The 18,213-nt window shown below is 50.5% G+C and carries 15 protein-coding genes; 4 read left to right on the top strand and 11 right to left on the bottom strand.

Going from position 1 to position 18,213, the window contains the following annotated elements; genetic code table 11:
- Positions 1 to 4 precede the first annotated feature (4 nt).
- The 11 genes from EZJ44_RS03750 to EZJ44_RS08900 form a co-directional block, all read right to left on the bottom strand.
- Entirely contained in the window at positions 5 to 1,696 is a 1,692-nt protein-coding gene (locus EZJ44_RS03750) for a CTP synthase (protein WP_131280250.1), read from the bottom strand.
- A 192-nt stretch (positions 1,697 to 1,888) separates the two neighbouring features.
- Positions 1,889 to 3,478, bottom strand: coding sequence for a murein biosynthesis integral membrane protein MurJ (murJ, locus tag EZJ44_RS03755; protein ID WP_131280252.1), 1,590 nt, complete (start codon positions 3,476 to 3,478; stop codon positions 1,889 to 1,891).
- Between the two features lie 9 nt (positions 3,479 to 3,487).
- Positions 3,488 to 4,372 carry a hypothetical protein gene (locus tag EZJ44_RS03760; RefSeq protein ID WP_131280254.1) on the bottom strand — a complete coding sequence of 295 codons (885 nt, stop codon included), beginning with the start codon at positions 4,370 to 4,372 and terminating at the stop codon, positions 3,488 to 3,490.
- A gap of 24 nt (positions 4,373 to 4,396) precedes the next feature.
- Positions 4,397 to 5,371 (bottom strand): copper transporter, encoded by a 975-nt coding sequence (locus EZJ44_RS03765; protein WP_131280256.1) that lies wholly within the window; start codon positions 5,369 to 5,371, stop codon positions 4,397 to 4,399.
- A 21-nt stretch (positions 5,372 to 5,392) separates the two neighbouring features.
- Positions 5,393 to 6,574: a putative cytokinetic ring protein SteA gene (steA, locus tag EZJ44_RS03770; RefSeq protein WP_241658573.1), complete on the bottom strand. Its 1,182-nt coding sequence runs from the start codon at positions 6,572 to 6,574 to the stop codon at positions 5,393 to 5,395.
- Positions 6,575 to 6,578: 4 nt separating this feature from the next.
- On the bottom strand, positions 6,579 to 8,276 hold the full coding sequence (recN, locus tag EZJ44_RS03775; protein ID WP_131280260.1) for a DNA repair protein RecN: 1,698 nt from the start codon (positions 8,274 to 8,276) through the stop codon (positions 6,579 to 6,581).
- The gene (locus EZJ44_RS03780; protein WP_131280262.1) at positions 8,273 to 9,115 is read right to left on the bottom strand and encodes an NAD kinase; all 843 of its coding nucleotides are present in this window, start codon (positions 9,113 to 9,115) and stop codon (positions 8,273 to 8,275) included. Before EZJ44_RS03780 ends, recN begins: the two co-directional genes overlap by 4 nt.
- The gene (locus tag EZJ44_RS03785; protein WP_131280265.1) at positions 9,112 to 9,951 is read right to left on the bottom strand and encodes a TlyA family RNA methyltransferase; all 840 of its coding nucleotides are present in this window, start codon (positions 9,949 to 9,951) and stop codon (positions 9,112 to 9,114) included. Before EZJ44_RS03785 ends, EZJ44_RS03780 begins: the two co-directional genes overlap by 4 nt.
- Positions 9,951 to 10,106 carry a hypothetical protein gene (locus tag EZJ44_RS08705; protein ID WP_165496098.1) on the bottom strand — a complete coding sequence of 52 codons (156 nt, stop codon included), beginning with the start codon at positions 10,104 to 10,106 and terminating at the stop codon, positions 9,951 to 9,953. Before EZJ44_RS08705 ends, EZJ44_RS03785 begins: the two co-directional genes overlap by 1 nt.
- A 211-nt stretch (positions 10,107 to 10,317) precedes the next feature.
- The gene (locus EZJ44_RS03790; RefSeq protein ID WP_165496099.1) at positions 10,318 to 11,376 is read right to left on the bottom strand and encodes an HAD-IIA family hydrolase; all 1,059 of its coding nucleotides are present in this window, start codon (positions 11,374 to 11,376) and stop codon (positions 10,318 to 10,320) included.
- 10 nt (positions 11,377 to 11,386) lie between these two features.
- Positions 11,387 to 13,357: a hypothetical protein gene (locus EZJ44_RS08900; protein ID WP_165496100.1), complete on the bottom strand. Its 1,971-nt coding sequence runs from the start codon at positions 13,355 to 13,357 to the stop codon at positions 11,387 to 11,389.
- Between the two features lie 347 nt (positions 13,358 to 13,704).
- Between EZJ44_RS08900 and EZJ44_RS03800 the strand changes: the two genes are divergently transcribed.
- Genes EZJ44_RS03800 through EZJ44_RS03815 form a run of 4 tightly spaced genes read left to right on the top strand, consistent with a single transcriptional unit; the run spans position 13,705 to position 18,052 of the window.
- Positions 13,705 to 14,724: a carbohydrate ABC transporter permease gene (locus EZJ44_RS03800; RefSeq protein WP_131280271.1), complete on the top strand. Its 1,020-nt coding sequence runs from the start codon at positions 13,705 to 13,707 to the stop codon at positions 14,722 to 14,724.
- Entirely contained in the window at positions 14,724 to 15,620 is an 897-nt protein-coding gene (locus EZJ44_RS03805) for a carbohydrate ABC transporter permease (RefSeq protein ID WP_241658574.1), read from the top strand. Before EZJ44_RS03800 ends, EZJ44_RS03805 begins: the two co-directional genes overlap by 1 nt.
- Positions 15,621 to 15,644: 24 nt before the next feature.
- The gene (locus EZJ44_RS03810; RefSeq protein ID WP_131280274.1) at positions 15,645 to 16,940 is read left to right on the top strand and encodes an ABC transporter substrate-binding protein; all 1,296 of its coding nucleotides are present in this window, start codon (positions 15,645 to 15,647) and stop codon (positions 16,938 to 16,940) included.
- A gap of 26 nt (positions 16,941 to 16,966) precedes the next feature.
- On the top strand, positions 16,967 to 18,052 hold the full coding sequence (locus EZJ44_RS03815; RefSeq protein WP_131280277.1) for an ABC transporter ATP-binding protein: 1,086 nt from the start codon (positions 16,967 to 16,969) through the stop codon (positions 18,050 to 18,052).
- Positions 18,053 to 18,213: the final 161 nt, after the last annotated feature.

Below are 18,213 nucleotides of genomic sequence, written 5' to 3' on the forward strand. Positions count from 1 at the left end.
CACCTCACTTGGCGCGAGCTGAACGATGCTTGTCGAGTGCAGCGCTAATGAGTCCCACGAACAGCGGGTGCGCATTGGTTGGTCGCGACTTGAACTCTGGATGCGCCTGCGTCGAAATATAGTAAGGATGCAGGTCACGATCGAGTTCTACAAATTCAACCAAGGTTCCGTCTGGCGAAGTTCCACTGATGTGTAAACCGACTTCCTCCAAACGCTCGCGATATGCCGAGTTCACCTCGTAACGATGACGATGCCGCTCAGAGACGTCTGTGCGACCGTAAACTTGTGCCGCAAGCGAGTCTGGCGCCAATACCGCAGGGTATGCTCCCAAACGCATCGTTCCGCCCATATCGCCCTCGCCTGCAAGCACGCTTTGCTGTTCAGCCATCGTGGCGATAACAGGCTCTGCGGTGTCAGGGTCAAACTCAGTGGACGACGCTTGCTCAAGTCCAAGCAAATTGCGCGCAGCCTCAATAACCATTGATTGCAAGCCTAGGCATATGCCAAGGGTAGGAATCTTATTTTCACGTGCATACTTCAATGCACCGATCTTGCCATCAAGACCGCGCACGCCGAATCCGCCTGGCACGAGTATCGCATCGACCTTTGCGAGATGCCCGCTAGCGCCAGCTTCTGTTGCGCATTCATCGGCTGGAATCCACTTAATATTGACTTTTACCTGGTGGTGAATACCGCCTGCATGCAGTGCCTCAGCAACAGAAAGGTATGCGTCGTGAAGGTCAATATATTTACCAACAAGCCCAACAGTGACCTCATCATGCGGATAAGCAACTCGCTCAATCACACGGTCCCAATCGGACCAGTCGACATCGCGGAACGCTAAGCCAAGATGTTGCACAACCTGTGCATCAAGCCCCTGTGCATGCAAGACTTTCGGAATCTCATAAATCGACGAACGATCTTCACACTGGATCACGCCTTGATCCGGCACATCGCACATCAGCGCAATCTTCGATTTCACCGACACTGGCAAGTCACGATCACAACGCAACACAATGGCATCAGGCTGGATACCGATGGATCGCAACGCCGCAACCGAATGTTGAGCAGGTTTGGTTTTCAGCTCACCACCTGCTGCTAGGTACGGAACTAGGGCTACATGAACGAAGAAACAGTTGTTACGCCCGATCAGCTGACGCACCTGGCGGGCAGCTTCCAAGAATGGTTGCGATTCAATATCGCCTACGGTGCCACCAATTTCGGTGATGATGACGTCGGGCGCTTCTTCGCCGTCGTCGGCGACCGCTTGCGCACGCATCCGTTCAATAATCTCGTTCGTGATGTGCGGAATGACCTGCACACATTCGCCAAGATACTCGCCTGCACGTTCCTTTGAAAGCACATTCAGATACACCTGACCAGTGGTAGAATTCGCTTTTCCAGAAAGATTCACATCCAAAAAGCGTTCGTAGTGTCCAATATCAAGATCTGTCTCAGCACCATCTTCGGTCACAAAAACTTCACCATGCTGGAAGGGATTCATTGTGCCCGGATCAACATTGATATAGGGATCAAGTTTTTGCATAACAACTTTGAGTCCGCGTGAGCGAAGGAGTCTTCCCAGCGACGACGCCGTCAATCCCTTGCCTAAAGAGCTAGCTACACCGCCCGTCACAAATACTTGACGTGTAACTTTTTGCTGTTTCCCAGGTATCCCTGAATTTGTCTCTACCATGGAATTTCATTCTACAGCCTCGCGGGCAGATCGCACCACACCGGCGGTGGTATGAAGAATCACAGCATTGGTTGCCAGTGCACTTACCTGTGCCATTTTCCTGTGCCAACGAGTAAAAATTGCTCTTCTCGCGCTGTATGTGCGTTTCGTAATCTACCTGTGTTTCACACTCTACTTACGCAACAACATTTTCTACTTACGCAACGATAATAGTGCACGCCGATCTGCCAGGAAGATAGCAGCTAATCCACCTGCCAGCACGATCACGCCTACAACAACGGCAGTACCGAAAGCAGAGGCTATAGAGTATCCACCTATTTTCAGTAGCCAATCAGTGAGCAGTTTCGTCACAATCGCTACTGGTGCCAAAATCGTCAAAAGCAAGAGCACAGTGCGCATCAGGTGCTCGGTAGCACCAGGTCCGAGTTCTGCGCGAATTGCCAAAACGATGAGTAAAGCGCCAACGCACATGCCCGCAGTGAGCGCAGCACCTATAAGAATCAAGGTTGGCACGCGTCCGTGAATATCTGTCACGATCCCGCTCAAAAGCACTACACACACAGTCCCCCACGCCAAAGAATTCACCGTGATTACGCGCTTACCAGCGTCAAGACCATACAAAACGCGAGCACCATGATAAAGCACTGAGTATCCAACTAATGCACCTGACATCGCCGTCATAGCAACTTCGAGACCTTCAATATCGCGGCCTAAATCAATCACAATCTTCGCCGGTTCGGCTAATACTGCAAGCAATACGGCCGCTACCATACCGAGAGCAACTACTAAACGAGTGCTGGTGGACACCAACGATTCAAGTGCATCGCGATTTTGCTTTGTAATACTGGCGTTTTCAACTGCTGCCGAAATTCGCGGAAATACTGCGGTGGCAACCGGAACTGCCAAGACCGCATAAGGCACCATGAATATTGAAAATGCGTAGTTAAAAGCATTATATGTGCCCACATTTCCTTGGGAATTTGAGGTGTACATGATCGCGATAATCGCAATCTGCTGTGCCACGAGGGCACCGAAACCAGCACCTGCCAAGCGCATCGTGTGTCGCGCCACCCCTGGCGGAAAATTGAGCGTGAACCGCAAACGCACCAATTTTAGCACTGGAATTAGCTGCGGCAATGAAAAAATGAGCACGCCTGCGGTTGTTCCCCAACCGAGTAACAAGATCGATCGCCACGGAAGCTCGCTCGGCTCCGTTCCAAATCCGACGGTTTTCGCATAGCTAAGAAAGACAGCAATCACTACGACTGACGACAAAAGCGGCGAAAGCGCAGGAAGAATGAAGCGTTTATGTGCCTGTAAGATTCCAGTAAACACTACCGACAAACCATAAAACGGAATTTGCAAAGCAAACATGGCTAATAGTACAGATGCCAGATTCACAATCTGTGGCGCGGAGTCGCTCCCAAAAAGTAGCCCGACAATCTGATGCGAAAATATCGCTACCAGCAGTGAAATTGGCAGACCAATCAGCAAAAGCCACGATATTAACGCAGACGCCGTTTGATCTAATTTTTCCTTGTCACCCCGTGCAAGAAATTTCGACATCAGCGGGATCACTGCACCAGCAAGTGCACCACCAGCAGCGACTTCAAATAACACATTTGGAACCGTGTTCGCGGTGTCATATGCAGATGCAACTGCGCCGTCCGACATCGCCCACGATTGTGCAAGCTTGCGCAGGAGTCCAGCAATTCTCGACAGTAACGTCAAGATCGCGATAATGCCAGCTGCTCCAACCACACCGCCGAGTGCGCGCTTCATCAAAAAATCTTACTTTCGTCCAAGATCGTCGATAACCGAAAGGATCTTGTTCTCAGCGATAACTTTCGAAAACGACACTTTTTCCGAAGCTGCTGTGAGACCGGTTATTGTGCCTAACACCAACAGTTTCACAGGCATTGATTGCGAGGAGGTTACCAGCGTTCCGACGACGCCGCCCAAAGCGTTCGCTCCCATGTCACCGAGCATCGTTTCTCCAGCGAGATCAGACGGAAGGTTCGCGATCGCCGTCGTAAGGATAACTCCGGACGTTGAACGCGCGTCGTCACTAATCAATAGCGCGGGAACGGCGCATAGACCAGCGAATTTGAGCGCGCGGCCAGGCCGCAGATCCAATAGATTGAGAAAATTCGCAGATCCAGCAAGTATCAAAGAGTCAACGCCAATATGTGCCAGGCGCTTGAGCAACAAGTTTCGCTTCTTGAGATGCTTCGGCACTGGCGTGACCACCAGTGGCTTGCAACGGCAAGTCGAACCCTTTATCTGTCCAATGCCAGCTGCAAACACCGCACCTGCACCAATCGTGCCGATTTTGAGCAGGCCAGAAGTGACTTTACCTTCTTTGAGCGCACCAAGGTGACCCTTAAAACCTTTTCCGCGGGCGGGGAATTTGTCTTCGAGATGATCGTCAATCCAACCAGCAAGCGCACCGGATGAAGAAATAACCAAAGCGCTCATGCTAGTGCGCTTCGGAAGCGTTGCCAACAAACCCGTGCTCAATGCCGATACCGTGGTAAAGCCGCCTGTCAAAGACACCGGATTTCCACTGTGAGATGCTCGTTCCCACTGATGCGAATCAAGCTTCTTAACAATGTGCTTACCTAGAAAATATCCTCCACAAGCACCCAATGCACCACTGAGCATACGCATTGCCATCTCAACCCCTACCTAATTCTCACATTAGGATGCAGGCGCTGGCTGCGGAGCAGGAACGACAATTCGGTCACCTAACACTTTCGAAGCAGTATCGCCAAAGCCATAGTGGACGGTCTTATTGCTTAATTCAGCAGCAACAGCTAGCGGAATATTGATAAGGCCCGTGGCCGAGTCAATAGAATCTACTGTGGACACGTCGGTGCCTGCCGTGCGCACTACCACGACGATATCGTTCTTCGAATTTGCAGCGCCAGCCACTACCGTTGGAGATTTACTGGTAAGCGTGGACACGAGTGAAGAAAATGTCTTGACGTCGTAATCTGCTTGGGCTTCAGTTTCCGCGTCTTTCTTTTCCTTTGACGTGCCAGTTGCATCGTTATCTGGGGTGAGGACGACAATCGCCTGCGCCGGCTTATCGACGCCAGACTTAACCGAAATCATCGGTTGTTCGCTTGCACTCATCAAATCGAAGAGCGTCTTGTTCGACTCGTGCGTCGAACCATTGCGCACAATCTGATTGAGCGCAAGCGCCAAGATAGTGTTGATATCGTTAGTATCGCCGACGTTCGTGATGTAACTCTTAATCTGCTCAGCAAATGCCGAGCGGAATGAAGTTTGTTTCGCTTCCGTCCACACGCTGTTGATTGCAACGACGCCGGATACTTTCGCACCTGATTCGCCAATCAATTCAACTGCACTGTCGACTGTTTCCTTTGGAGTGCCAGGTAGAACCACCACAGCAACATTAGAACCCGACAGTGTACCACCAATAATGAGTGGCGATGCGTCAAGCAAAGCAACTTCCTGATGCTCTTTCATAGCTTTGAGGGCTTCATTATCTGCCTTGAGCGACATATTGGTATCACGTAAAGAGCTGACCTCTCCAGAGAGCGCCTCACCAATTGAATTTTGCAATGGACCTGCACCGAGAATAATTCCCACCGAAAGGGCTAGGAATACTGCCACTAAAGAAACTAAGTGATATCGAAAATCAACCATTTTTCCTACCTAAATAAAACCCTAAAAGAGACTCTTGAGCCACTGCACGAAATCGGACCACCACACGGCTGCCAATCCAAACGTAATCTGCCCCGCTGATGTCGCGAACATCGCAGCGCCAATTGCGGTAATGCCTGCCAGCAGAAGTAAGACAATCTGCCAATTCGAAATTCTCGTTCGGTACAGTTGCGAGACGCCTTTGGCATCAATCAACTTCGAACCTATCTGCAAACGAGTCAAGAATGTCGAGGCCATTCCGCGTCGACCTTTGTCTAAGAACTCAATGAGAGTCGAATGCGTTCCGAGGGCAACAATAAGTTCTGCACCCTTCGCATCAGCCAGTAGCATCGCAATATCTTCTGAAGTTCCTGTAGCAGGGAAAACGACGTGCTCTACGCCTAGGTCTTCAACTCGTTTTTGCCCAGGTGCACGCCCATCCCGATACGCATGAACAACGATCTCCGCGCCCGACTTTAAGGCTTTGTCTGAAACAGAGTCCATGTCGCCGACAATCATGTCTAGTTTGTAGCCTGCTTCGAGCACAGCGTCAGCGCCGCCGTCGACACCAATAATAATCGGCTTATACTCGCGGATATAGTGGCTTAATGCGTCAAGATCTTCTTTGTAACGGTAGCCGCGTACAACAATCAGTGCATGTTTTCCGGCAAATCGAGTCACAATATCGGGTACACCAATACCGTCAAGAATGAGGTCTTGCTCCTTTTCAACATACTCCATCGTATTGGTGGCGAAGGCTTTGAGCTGCACAGTCATACCTTGACGGGCCTCTGCAAGATTCTCGATGTTTTTCTCTGGCGTCTGTATTGAGCCTTCGCTAATCAGTTTTCCCTCGGCGTACACTGCGCCGTCGTCGTCGACACGAACGTACTCGCCCTCGCGAATATCCATAATCGACGGACCGAGATCATCAATGAGCGGAACGCCAGCGTCTAACAAAATGCCCGGACCTAGATTCGGGTAACGACCTGATGTTGATTTTGCAGCATTGAGAACGGCCAATGGCTTACACTCCACCAAGGCTTCGGCTGAAACTCGATCAATATCCTCATGATCGATAATCGCAATCTCGCCATGCTGAAGTCGCTTCGTCAAATTCTTGGTGCGCGAATCTACCCGAGCCACCGCTTGCACGATTCCCGTTTGCCCTTCGGCAACTACTTTCCGACGTATATTAAATGCCACAGTTTTATGTTGCCATAGTTGAGGCGCGAAGTAGTTCAGCGGCGTGTGTGCGTGCCGCCTCAGAATCTTCATGACCTGAGAGCATGCGTGCCAGCTCTCGCTCCCGCTCACCTGCATCGATAAGTCGAACTTGAGTAACAGTTGAACTACGCTCGGTTTGTTTGTCTACCACCACGTGAGCAGTCGCGTGCGCAGCTACCTGCGCCAAATGTGTAACCACCAAGACCTGGGATTTCCTGCTCAACATCGCCAATCGTTCACCGATTGACAGCGCCGTCTTGCCACCGATTCCCGCATCAACTTCATCAAAAATAAAGGTATGATCCGCATCACTTAAACCGCGCGAAAGAGTCACTTCCAATGCCAACATGAGCCGCGAGAGTTCACCGCCAGAGGCCGTTGTGGCGAGTTTTCCCGCCTTTGCACCATTATGCGGTGTGAGCAGAAACTCGATTGAATCGACTCCATCTTTAGTAGGTTGGTCGAGTTTAGTTATAGCAACGGTAAAAATTGCATCCTTCATCGCTAAATTTTGCAGTTCGACTGTCACTTCTTTTTCGAGTCGTTTTGCCGCAGCAATACGTTGTTCCGATACTTGCAATGCCAAACTCATCAGCTCTGAATACGATGCGCTACAGTCACGTTCAAGCTGTTCAATATGCGCTTGTGGATCGGCAAGCTCGTTCAGCTGAATACGCGCATCCTCACGCCGCTGCAAAAGTGTTGGAATATCCATCGATAGTTCCCGTTGAATTGCACGCAACTGCGCACGGCGCTCATGAATCTCATTGAGCCGTTCGGGATCAACATCAATTGTTTCAACAATCATCCCAAGTTGGTTAACTACTTCGGAAGCGATTTCGGAAGAATGCGAGAGCGCCTGGGCTAAGTTCTGCAATTCCGAATCATCGGATTTTCCGAGTATATGAGCTGAGGAGTCGAGTAGATTTAAAGCGCCTTGTTGCGATTCGTCACCTGAGAGTGCCCACAATGAGTGAGCAATTGCTTGTCGGAGGCTTTCAACATTTTCTAGACGCAGCAATTCATTTTTGAGCGCATCGTCTTCGCCAATCTCGGGCTCGGTAGCGTCAATACGTTTTATCAAGGCTTCCAAAGCTAAGCGCTCAGTACCAGCAGATTCGGCACGTTCTTTCGCATGTTCAACGTCTTTCAACAATTTTTGATACGTCGCCCATTGCTTCGCATACGTCTGTTCTAGATCTGAACCCGAAATATTCGCGTATTGATCGAGAGCTGCCCTGTGTTGAATCGGTGATGCCAAGCGGAGTTGATCTGCCTGTCCATGTACAGTCACAAGATGTTGAGCGATATTGACCAGCGTGCTCACCGGAACCGAGGCACCGCCAATAAATGCCCGCGACCTGCCCTTACTCAGAACATGGCGAGAGACGATAACTGATGCACCGTCGTCGTCACTTTCTACATGACCACCGGCATCTTCTACCATCGCGATTACCGGCGAATCCGAGTTCACCCGAAAGACGCCTTCCACCACTGCTCGCTCAGCGCCAAGCCGCACCTTATTGGCATCGGCCTTGCCACCCATAAGCAAGTCGAGCGATGTCAGAGCCATTGTTTTACCCGCACCGGTCTCACCCGTGACCGCAGTCATTCCGGCACCGAGAAACAGATGTGCCTCTTCGATTACGCCAAGATCGCGTATATTCAATTCTTCTATCATGGAAGATCTTCCCGTCGATTTCGCCAACCCTGAACAGGTAAATCGAATTTTGCAACAAGGCGACCCGAGAATGGCGTATTATGAATACGCGCTAAGCGCACTGGCTTTGCGCCGCGTCGCACGTTAATAACCGAGCCTTCGGGAGCTTCAATACAGCGACGCCCATCACACCACACCAGCGCATTGTCGGCACGAATTTGCACATCGAGTTCAGATGCTGGGCCAACTACCATCGGCCGCGTAAACAGTGCATGTGCTGCCACCGGTACAAGCAAAATCGCTTCGACGTTCGGCCACACAATTGGGCCACCAGCAGAGAAATTATACGCAGTAGAGCCAGTGGGAGTGGACATAAGCACTGCATCCGCTTTGAAAGACGACACTCCCCTTCCGTCCACTGCCAGATCGGTTTCGATCATGCGCGAACTGGCATCTTTTTCTACTGATGTTTCGTTCAGAGCCCAGCTACGCTCTACGGTTCCGTCTGGACGCCGAACGACGACGTCGATGGTCATGCGTTGGTCTACAGTCCAGCAGCGACCAGCTATCGCAGACACTAGATCGGATAGTGAATCTGGCTCTGCTTCTGCCAAAAAGCCGACATGTCCGTAATTGATGCCAATAACTGGAATATCGCACTCACGCGTTTTTTCCACGGCCCGCAGTATTGTTCCATCGCCGCCAAAAACCACCACGAGTTCAGCGTGTGAAAAATTAGCTCCAGAATCAATATCGATTACATCGAATCCAGCTGCAGTCATCTCGGTTTCGAATGCACGTACCGATTCAAGAATGTCAGCACGCGAAGCGTGTTTGAGCAACGCAACCTGCCGTTTCATCGCGCCTCGCTTTCGTCATGCATGGCAGGACCACGCGAAACTGCGAGCCTCACCATTTCTTCAACGCTACTGATATCAGCACTACCTTCAGTTTTGCTCATATAGAGGAAATATTCAACGTTGCCAGCAGGCCCAGGAAGCGGTGAGGGTGCCACATCAATAATTTGCAAAGAAGCGCCAATCGCAGATTGTGCAACAGCCAGCACAGACTCAACGTGCAGACGTGGATCGCGCACTACACCGCCCGATCCTAGGCGCTCTTTGCCTACTTCAAACTGAGGTTTAACCATCAACAAGAACTCGGCATCTGCCGAACTCACTCGGACGAGAGCAGGAATAACTAGGCTCAATGAGATAAACGATAAATCGCCAACCACAAGACTGGGAGCAGGCGCAACCAGCTCAGGTTCTAGTGTGCGCACATTGGTGCGTTCGAGCACTTCAACACGTGAATCTTCTCGAAGCCTCCACAAGAGTTGACCATACCCAACATCGACTGCGACCACACTCTGAGCTCCACGCCTGAGCAATACATCAGTGAAACCACCAGTCGAAGCACCCGCATCTAGAGCACGCCGTCCGGTAATAATCGGCGCACGCTCCGCCAAGTATTCCAGCGCTCCGAGCAATTTGTATGCGCCTCGCGAGGCATAATTATCTGTGTCAATTGCCTTAACCACAACTGCCTGTGCTGGATCTATTTGGCGTGCTGGCTTTGTGACCTCTGCGCCATCAACCCACACATTTCCCGCTTGAATAAGCTGCGTTGCTTCGGCACGAGATTTCGCCAAACCACGCCGAACTAGTTCAGCGTCTATTCGGATAAGTTTTGCCATTATGCTTGTGCCCGATTCAGTTCTGAAACCAACTCTTGATGAACCTTTTCGAGCGCTTCTATTTGCTCGTTGGTATCAAGATCGTCAAGATGATCTAGGATCAACTGCGGATCAATTCGCGGTGTTGGCACGCTCGGCTTCATCTGTTGGTTCACGAGCTTCCTCTCTCCTTGATCCACACGATATTCTCCTTCGATGATACTAGACCACGAAGCTCGAAACCTACCATCACCGCCGATGTGGGAAAAGTTTACACATGGGATAACTGTGGACATCTACATGTCTGATGCATGTCCAGCATCAGTTGTTAATAATCAGTTCTTGACAGCCCAAATTCTGCTAACTTGCTCAAGTACCACTCGATACTTAGTTCGTTACGACGAACTTCGGCAGCACCGGCAAAGCCGCTCTCTCTGATGTGCAATCAGCTATTTGCCACAGCAAATGGGCTAATGCACGGTACGCATTGACCGTTATCGCTACTTCGGATTCTTCTGCAACGCCACTGCACACAACACCATCGACTCGTAGCTCATGCTTCGAAATCTCAACTGTTGAGTCAAGACACCGTGCCTGTCCTTCACCAGTATGTGCGTCCACCTCGGTTTTCACCTGCGGGTACGGCACCAGCAAATCTCGAAGATCGACCGCTAAGTACTTCGGCCGTTCCGCTGGCGGTGCCAGCATGACTTCTCGTGCGTCATTCACGCCGGTCAACACATGCATCGACGGTATCGAGCTAGCATTTGCCCCACGAATATCAGTGTCGAGCCGGTCACCAATCGCCAATGGATTTTCCGCCATGCACATCTGCTGTGCAGCTTGGTAAATAAACGCCTCTGGTTTCCCCGAGCTGATAACAGGTGCGCCCGTTGCATTGCGTACAGCGGCAACGAACGAACCATTCCCAATGGTTTCACCTCGTTCAGTGGGCAAAGTTGCGTCCAAATTGGTCGCGAAATGCTGTGCCCCTTTTTTGATCGCAAGCACCGCTTCGGAAAGTTGCGCCCAACCAATTGAATTCGCCCAGCCTTGTACTACCGCAACCGGATCGTCGTCGGCCGATTTTACGACGTCGAATCCCTCGTTTCGTAAGGCAGTAAACACGCCTTCGCCGCCGAGCGCCAAGATTTTCGACGACGACGGAAAATGCTCACGCACCCGCCTCGCAGTAGCTTGCGCGGAGGTCAGTACCTGCTCGTCATTAGTTGACAAGCCAAGCGATGTCAGTTGTGCTGCCACCGAGTCTGGAACACGCGAAGAATTGTTGGTGATATAGAGCAACTGCTTGTTCTCAGCTCGCATACAATTGAGTGTTTCAATCGCATTTTTTACCGGCTGCGCGCCGAGATAGCAAACGCCATCCAGATCAAGCATGAGGCAGTCAAAATCGTCTACGAGCCTATTCTGAGCATTTGCTATCATCGCGCTACCGTCACTCTTGATGTGATTCTTCGTTCTGCTCGAGTTCATCGTCGTTAGCATCATCCGAGTCGTTGACGTCGAAATCGTCGTCGTCGAAATCTTCTTCCTCAAATTCCTCGTCTAGATCCATATCTTCGAGGTCGTCAAGATCGTCAAGATCCTCGATGTCCTCGTCGTCAAGCACATCGTCGTCATCTTCGGAATCGAACAGCTCCTCAAAACTTTCCTCAAACTCGGGATCAGTTTCTTCGGTATCAGCCACATCGGCGTCGTCCCAGTCCTCAGAGTCTTCAAACTCGGGCTCAAGTTCGGGTTCGATAACGGCATCGTCAAGCACGTCGTCGAGGTCAAACACCATAGAAACATCTTCCGTGTTGCCTTCGTAAACCGACGTCCACTGCTCACGCAATTCTTTTGCTTCGTCGATGCGACCCAATTCTTCGAGACGATCAGCTTTAACAAGTTCCACACGCGCGCCAAGTTCGCTGCTCAGATTTTGCACGAGGATCTTATTAAGCACTGCAAGACCCGCTTCACTGTCGCCCATATCGGCTTTAGCTCCAGAAGCCACGATCGCAAGTTCGATCTTTGCATCGGCATCAAGACGAGCAAGCGGAATACCCTCGATGAAGCGAAGTGCCTTTTCCGAGCGTCCAAGGCCACGCTCCGCATCAGCTTCAATTGCGACATGCGAAAAATCGTCGCTCATTCTACGGTAAGTGCGCAGCTCAGAGAGTGCTTCCGCATAGCGCTCAGTAACATAAGCAGTCAGGCCCAGTGCTTCGCGAACCACGTCAATTCGAGCAGCACGAGAGAATGCAGCCTTTGCATGCTGGTAAGCAACTTCTGGATCAATGTCCATCATTTCGCCAGCATATGCGAGGTGACGTGCCACAACCTCACTATTTTCTTTATTCAGATTACGCAAGTGTTGGCGCGTTGAGGCGTCAAGCGATTCAGCAGTAATTGATTCAGGAATATCGTATTGAAGACGGTGCAGTTGCGTACGCTCCGATACTTCGTATTCTTTGTTGGGTGAGTCGGAACGATCATTAAAACGTCCGTTGCGTTCTTCTCCCCGGTTGTTGCCACGACGGCGGTCGTCACGGAAGCCACCACGGCGATCATCACGTCGGTCATTGTCGCGACGGCCGCGCGAATCGCGATCCTCCCAACGGTTACCGCGGGATTCAAAACGATCATCACGACGACGATCCCCACCAAATCCACCGCGGCGATCATCATCACGACGTGGACGCGAATCACGATCCTCCCAACGCCGACCACCACGATCATCACGGCGCTCGTCACGGAAACCACCACGGGACTCAAAACGATCATCACGACGACGATCATCGTCACGACGTCCACGGAAGCCCCGATCGTCACGGAAACCACCACGACGATCGTCACGGAAACCAGCACGACGGTCATCACGTCGGTCGTTATCACGGAAACCGCGTGAACCGCCGTCTTCCCAACGCCGTCCACCACGATCATCACGGAAACCACCACGGGACTCAAAACGATCATCACGACGACGATCCCCACCAAAACCACCACGACGATCATCGTCACGACGTGGACGCGAATCGCGATCCTCCCAACGTCGATTTCCGTCGCGGCGCTCATTACGATCATTATTCCTGTCGTCGCGGAAACCACCACGGCGGTCGTCACGTCGGTCATTATCACGGTAGCCGCGCGAATCGCCGTCTTCCCAACGCCGGCCACCACGATTATCATCACGACGATCATTACGGAAACCACCACGGGACTCAAAACGATCATCACGACGACGATCCCCACCAAAACCACCACGACGATCATCGTCACGACGACCACGGAAATCACGATCACCCGAGCGGTTATTACGGCGGTCATCACGGAAACCACCACGACGTTCTGAGGCGGACTGCCAACCGGAGGACGGTCTTTCGCGACCATTGAACTTGCCATTATTTGTGTTATTTTCGGACATACTATTCCTCGCGGTTTGTGTTGAGCGCAGTGCGCATATTCAGATTTGAAAAAACTAGTTTTAGATACTGTCTACACAGTACCGTCTTCGGACGTAGAAATCCCACATTATTCGATGAAAATGACTTATCTCATCACAATCAGTGCCGATCACAAATTTGTATATCAGGTTGCACAAACAGATGCGCGCCCGCATTCCGATTGCGATACTAGCGCACGTACCAGCAGGCTACTGAACTCGGGTACGAGAACAGAGTCAGCCACGTTCATGCAATCATTTACGCAAAAATAATCTTTTCGTTACCTTCACGAAACTATCAGTTAATTTTTCCATATCACTATTGGCTTATGCCGACGACGATCTCCGAACAGGCGCACAAGCAACAGCAGATAGCTGGCGTACCTGACGATGGCTCGCAGCCTCGAAGCACTCAACTACGTGAACACGAACAAAACTCTGCGAAGGTGAAACCGCGGCTATTCAACAAATTGAAGCGCTACGATTCAGCAGAGATCGCCTTGGCTTGCCTCTTTTTGGTGCCAAATCTGATCTTCTTAATAGTTTTTACATATCGCCCACTCATCGACAATATTCGCTTGTCGTTCATGGACTGGAATATATCGGCGCCGATAGCCACGTTCGTTGGCTTGAGCAATTATATTGAGTGGTTTACTGCAGATTCGACGGCAACCGTCCTGCTCAATACGCTCGTATTTACGACGTGCACGGTGATTGGATCGATGGTGCTAGGTCTAGTACTTGCACTTATCCTTGACCAAAAACTCATAGGGCGCAATGCGATACGTTCAATTGTCTTTGCACCGTATATTATTTCGGGTGCGGCAATCGGAATTGCTTTTCAATTCATTTTCGATCCGAGCGTCGGATTGATTTCTGATTTCTTGCATCGTCTCGGTTTGCCAAGCCCAGACTTCTATCAAGTCCCTGGCTGGGCATTATTCATGGTGACCATTACATATATTTGGAAAAATCTCGGCTACACCTTCGTTATTTATTTGGCAGCTTTGCAAGCAAGACGCCGTGATCTCGACGAAGCCGCAGAAATCGACGGCGCATCACCCGCTCGTCGTTTCTTCAAGGTATTACTTCCGCAGTTGCGACCAACCTCGTTTTTCTTGTCAATCACTGTTTTATTGAATTCGATGCAAGTCTTTGACCTGATTAACGTCATGACCCGCGGTGGTCCGCAGGGCAATGGTACGACGACGATCGTCTACCAGATCTATCAAGAAACATTCGTCAATACTCGCGCAGGTTACGGCGCCACGGTAGCAACAATTCTTTTCGTTATTCTGCTGGCAGTAACGCTGCTTCAGGTTCGCATCATGGAGAAAGGCGAGAAATAGTGCGGCACACTTTTTCGCTCAAACAAACAAATTCACCACATCATATCGACGACGAGTCGGTGCGCTTCGTGGGGCAATCTCGAGCGTTCACTATCGTTGGCTACGTGGTGATGATCTTGGTTCTGCTCACGGTAATGATTCCGATCTATTGGATCGTTTTGGCGAGCGTCAAGACTCAAGGCGATATTTACACGGCTCCTGCCACATACTTTCCACATCCTTTCACCACAGAGAACTACCGAACTGTTGCCACTGACATTCCACTATGGATGTACCTGCGTAATTCACTCATTCTCACTACGGTGCTATCCGCTTTGAAAATATTGCTTGGAGTATTTTCTGCTTATGCCTTAGCACTGTTGCGCTTCCCTGGCCGAAATCTGCTGTTTCTCGTAGTTATATCTGCGCTGATGGTGCCAAATCAGATCACGTTAATTTCAAATTATGCGCTGATATCTCAACTAGAATTGCGCAACACATTTTTGGGAATAATCTTGCCGCTGGCTGGAACTGCTTTTGGAACATTTCTTATGCGCAATCATTTTCTATCGCTTCCTAAAGAAGTGATAGAAGCTGCCCGAATGGATGGAGCCGGTCCTTTCAAGTTGCTTTGGAGAGTTGTATTGCCAATGTCGTGGCCCACCTTGTCGGCATTTGCGCTGATCACAATTGTCAACGACTGGAACGAGTACTTGTGGCCGTTCTTGATGTCGGAAGACGAACGAACCGCCCCTATCCAGATCGGTTTAACGTTCCTTCAAAACAACGAAGGAATCACCAACTGGGGTCCAGTCATGGCAGGCACTGTGCTCGCCGTCATTCCAGTTTTGATCGTGTTTTTGATCCTTCAAAAGAATCTGATCAAAGGTCTAACTTCCGGAGCAGTCAAAGGCTGAACCGGGTTTTCAAAAGGAGAATAAATGAAACTCAAGAAAATCGCCGTCGTTGCTTCGGCAATTTCCCTTTCATTAACGCTTGCTGCATGTTCCGGAACGGGCTCAGGCAGCGAAACAGCACAAAACGACCCAAACCAAGAAGTTACCCTCGATTTTTGGTCCAACCATCCAGGTAATTCAAAGCCAATCGAAGAAGAAATGATCAAAGCCTTCGAAGCAGAGAATCCCAAGATAAAAATCAAGCTCACTGACGCAGGAAAGAATTACGAGGAAGTGGCACAGAAATTCAATGCCGCTCTTTCCGGTGGTCAAGTACCTGATCTCGTTGTCGCTTCGGACGTCAACTGGTACAACTTTGCCCTAAACGGGAACTTCGCCAAAATCGATGATCTTATGAAGAAGGCAGATGCGAAGACGGACGATTATGTCGAAAGCCTCTACGACGAGTACACGATTGACGACGCTCACTTCGCCGTTCCTTATGCTCGTTCCACCCCACTGTTCTACTTCAACAAAGACCTCTTCGCCAAAGCAGGTCTTCCTGCGAAAGGCCCTGCAACATGGCAGGAGTGGAATGACGTTTATGCGCCTAAGCTCAAAGCTCTTGGCGTAATCCCACTCTCGATCCCTGACGGCTCGAACTACATGGACTGGTACTTCCAGGGCATGATTTGGTCGATGGACGGCGCATATTCCAAGGATCTAGACGTCACTATCGCTGATGACGCCGGTGTGCAAGCCGCGTCCTTCCTCCAGTCTCAGTTCAAAAACGGATATTTCCAAGCTGCCAAGGATTCGGTAGTTCCGTTCTCAACAGGTCAAGCAGCCACGATGCTTCAGTCAACTGGCTCGCTGCGCGGCGTTGAGAAAGACGGAAAATTTGCCGTAGGCACCGCATTCTTGCCAGCCCCAGAAGGAAAGTCGGGCGTTTCAACAGGTGGTGCTGGAATCGCTATTCCAGCGAAATCAAAGAATCAAGCCGCTGCAGCTAAGTTCTTGGCTTTCTTGACGAACACTGATAATACGATCAAGTTCAGCCAAGCTACTGGCTATATGCCGGTGCGCACATCTGCTTTAAGCGATGAAAAGACCAAAGCGTACATCGCGCAGCATCCAAACTTCGAAACAGCAATAAAGCAATTGCCTCATACGAAGGCACAAGATGCCGCTCGTGCCTACGTTGCTGGTGGAGGAATGAAGATCGGCGCGGCGCTCGACAAGATTGCGCAAGGCGCAGACGTCAAAGCCACTTTGCAGACGCTTGCAGACGATCTACAAAAACAGATCGACACTCAAATCAAACCCAAGCTCAAGAAGTAACTAATCAATTCTAGAAGGGATTTCCCGTGGCCAGTGTAACGCTCAATCAAGCAACACGTATTTACCCAGGTGCGCAAAAACCTGCTGTTGATCACCTCGATCTTCATATCGACGACGGCGAATGCGTTGTGTTTGTAGGTCCATCTGGCTGCGGGAAATCCACTTCTTTACGTATGGTCGCTGGTCTCGAGCCACTTGACTCAGGTCAAGTACTCATAGGTGACCGTGATATTACCAACCTGCGCCCCAAAGCCCGCGACGTAGCGATGGTATTCCAAAGCTATGCTCTGTATCCGAATATGACAGTGGCACAGAACCTCGCCTTCGCTCTCGAAAATCAAAAGGTCCCTAAGCCGCAGATTAAGGAACGGATCGAATGGGCGGCGCGATTGCTTGAAATACACGATCTGTTAGACCGTAAACCGGGAGCTTTATCAGGTGGACAGCGCCAACGCGTTGCCATGGGACGAGCTATCGTGCGCAAGCCTACAGTATTTTGTATGGATGAGCCGCTTTCGAACCTCGATGCAAAACTTCGCGTAACGATGCGCGCCGAAATAGCCGCGTTACAGCGAGAACTCGGCGTCACCACAATCTATGTGACGCACGATCAAGTCGAAGCGATGACGATGGGGCATCGCGTAGCGGTGTTAGCAGACGGTCATCTCCAGCAAATTGACACGCCAACTAATTTGTATCGCCATCCAGCAAATATGTTTGTAGCTGGATTCATCGGTTCACCTGCAATATCATTCTTCACTCTGCCAATCGTTGAAGATGGCACAGTGTACTTGGGAAATTATCCGATTCGACTTCCGCGCACTGTTACTGCGCAGCTAGACAAAGAGATTACGATCGGTATTCGGCCTGAGTCTTGGACACCCGCCCGTGAGGAAGAACCTAGTGTTTCGTTAAAGACAAGTATTGTCGAACAGCTAGGAAACCAATCATTTCTATATGGCGACGTCGAACATGTTTCTGGTAGCAGCCGCGTGGCAGTATTACTACCACGTAATGTACTTATTGCTCCGAACAGCGAATATCGCGCCCAGCCGATAACTGAAGAACTCTATTATTTCGATCCTCGTACCGGTAACGCCGTCTGGGTATGAGTTTCACCAATGGACGCATGACCGCAGAAAACTGATTCGGTTTTTGGTGGTTGTGTTTGATGCCCGGTCTGGCTCTTGTTTATTTGAGCAGGTCCGGGCATTCCTCGCGTGAATGAGGTTTGTGGCTTCACGTGTGGTGTTGTGTGTTTTGGGTTACTGCT

The sequence above is a fragment of the Arcanobacterium bovis genome (genome assembly GCF_004331995.1).
Classification (GTDB): domain Bacteria; phylum Actinomycetota; class Actinomycetes; order Actinomycetales; family Actinomycetaceae; genus Arcanobacterium_A; species Arcanobacterium_A bovis.

What these genes read in the sequence shown, in the direction of transcription:
- EZJ44_RS03750 (WP_131280250.1), bottom strand. Translation starts at nt 1,696, where the DNA reads ATGGTAGAGACAAATTCAGGGATACCTGGGAAACAGCAAAAAGTTACA.
- murJ (WP_131280252.1), bottom strand. Translation starts at nt 3,478, where the DNA reads ATGAAGCGCGCACTCGGCGGTGTGGTTGGAGCAGCTGGCATTATCGCG.
- EZJ44_RS03760 (WP_131280254.1), bottom strand. Translation starts at nt 4,372, where the DNA reads ATGGCAATGCGTATGCTCAGTGGTGCATTGGGTGCTTGTGGAGGATAT.
- EZJ44_RS03765 (WP_131280256.1), bottom strand. Translation starts at nt 5,371, where the DNA reads ATGGTTGATTTTCGATATCACTTAGTTTCTTTAGTGGCAGTATTCCTA.
- recN (WP_131280260.1), bottom strand. Translation starts at nt 8,276, where the DNA reads ATGATAGAAGAATTGAATATACGCGATCTTGGCGTAATCGAAGAGGCA.
- EZJ44_RS03780 (WP_131280262.1), bottom strand. Translation starts at nt 9,115, where the DNA reads ATGAAACGGCAGGTTGCGTTGCTCAAACACGCTTCGCGTGCTGACATT.
- EZJ44_RS03785 (WP_131280265.1), bottom strand. Translation starts at nt 9,951, where the DNA reads ATGGCAAAACTTATCCGAATAGACGCTGAACTAGTTCGGCGTGGTTTG.
- EZJ44_RS03790 (WP_165496099.1), bottom strand. Translation starts at nt 11,376, where the DNA reads ATGATAGCAAATGCTCAGAATAGGCTCGTAGACGATTTTGACTGCCTC.
- EZJ44_RS08900 (WP_165496100.1), bottom strand. Translation starts at nt 13,357, where the DNA reads ATGTCCGAAAATAACACAAATAATGGCAAGTTCAATGGTCGCGAAAGA.
- EZJ44_RS03800 (WP_131280271.1), top strand. Translation starts at nt 13,705, where the DNA reads ATGCCGACGACGATCTCCGAACAGGCGCACAAGCAACAGCAGATAGCT.
- EZJ44_RS03810 (WP_131280274.1), top strand. Translation starts at nt 15,645, where the DNA reads ATGAAACTCAAGAAAATCGCCGTCGTTGCTTCGGCAATTTCCCTTTCA.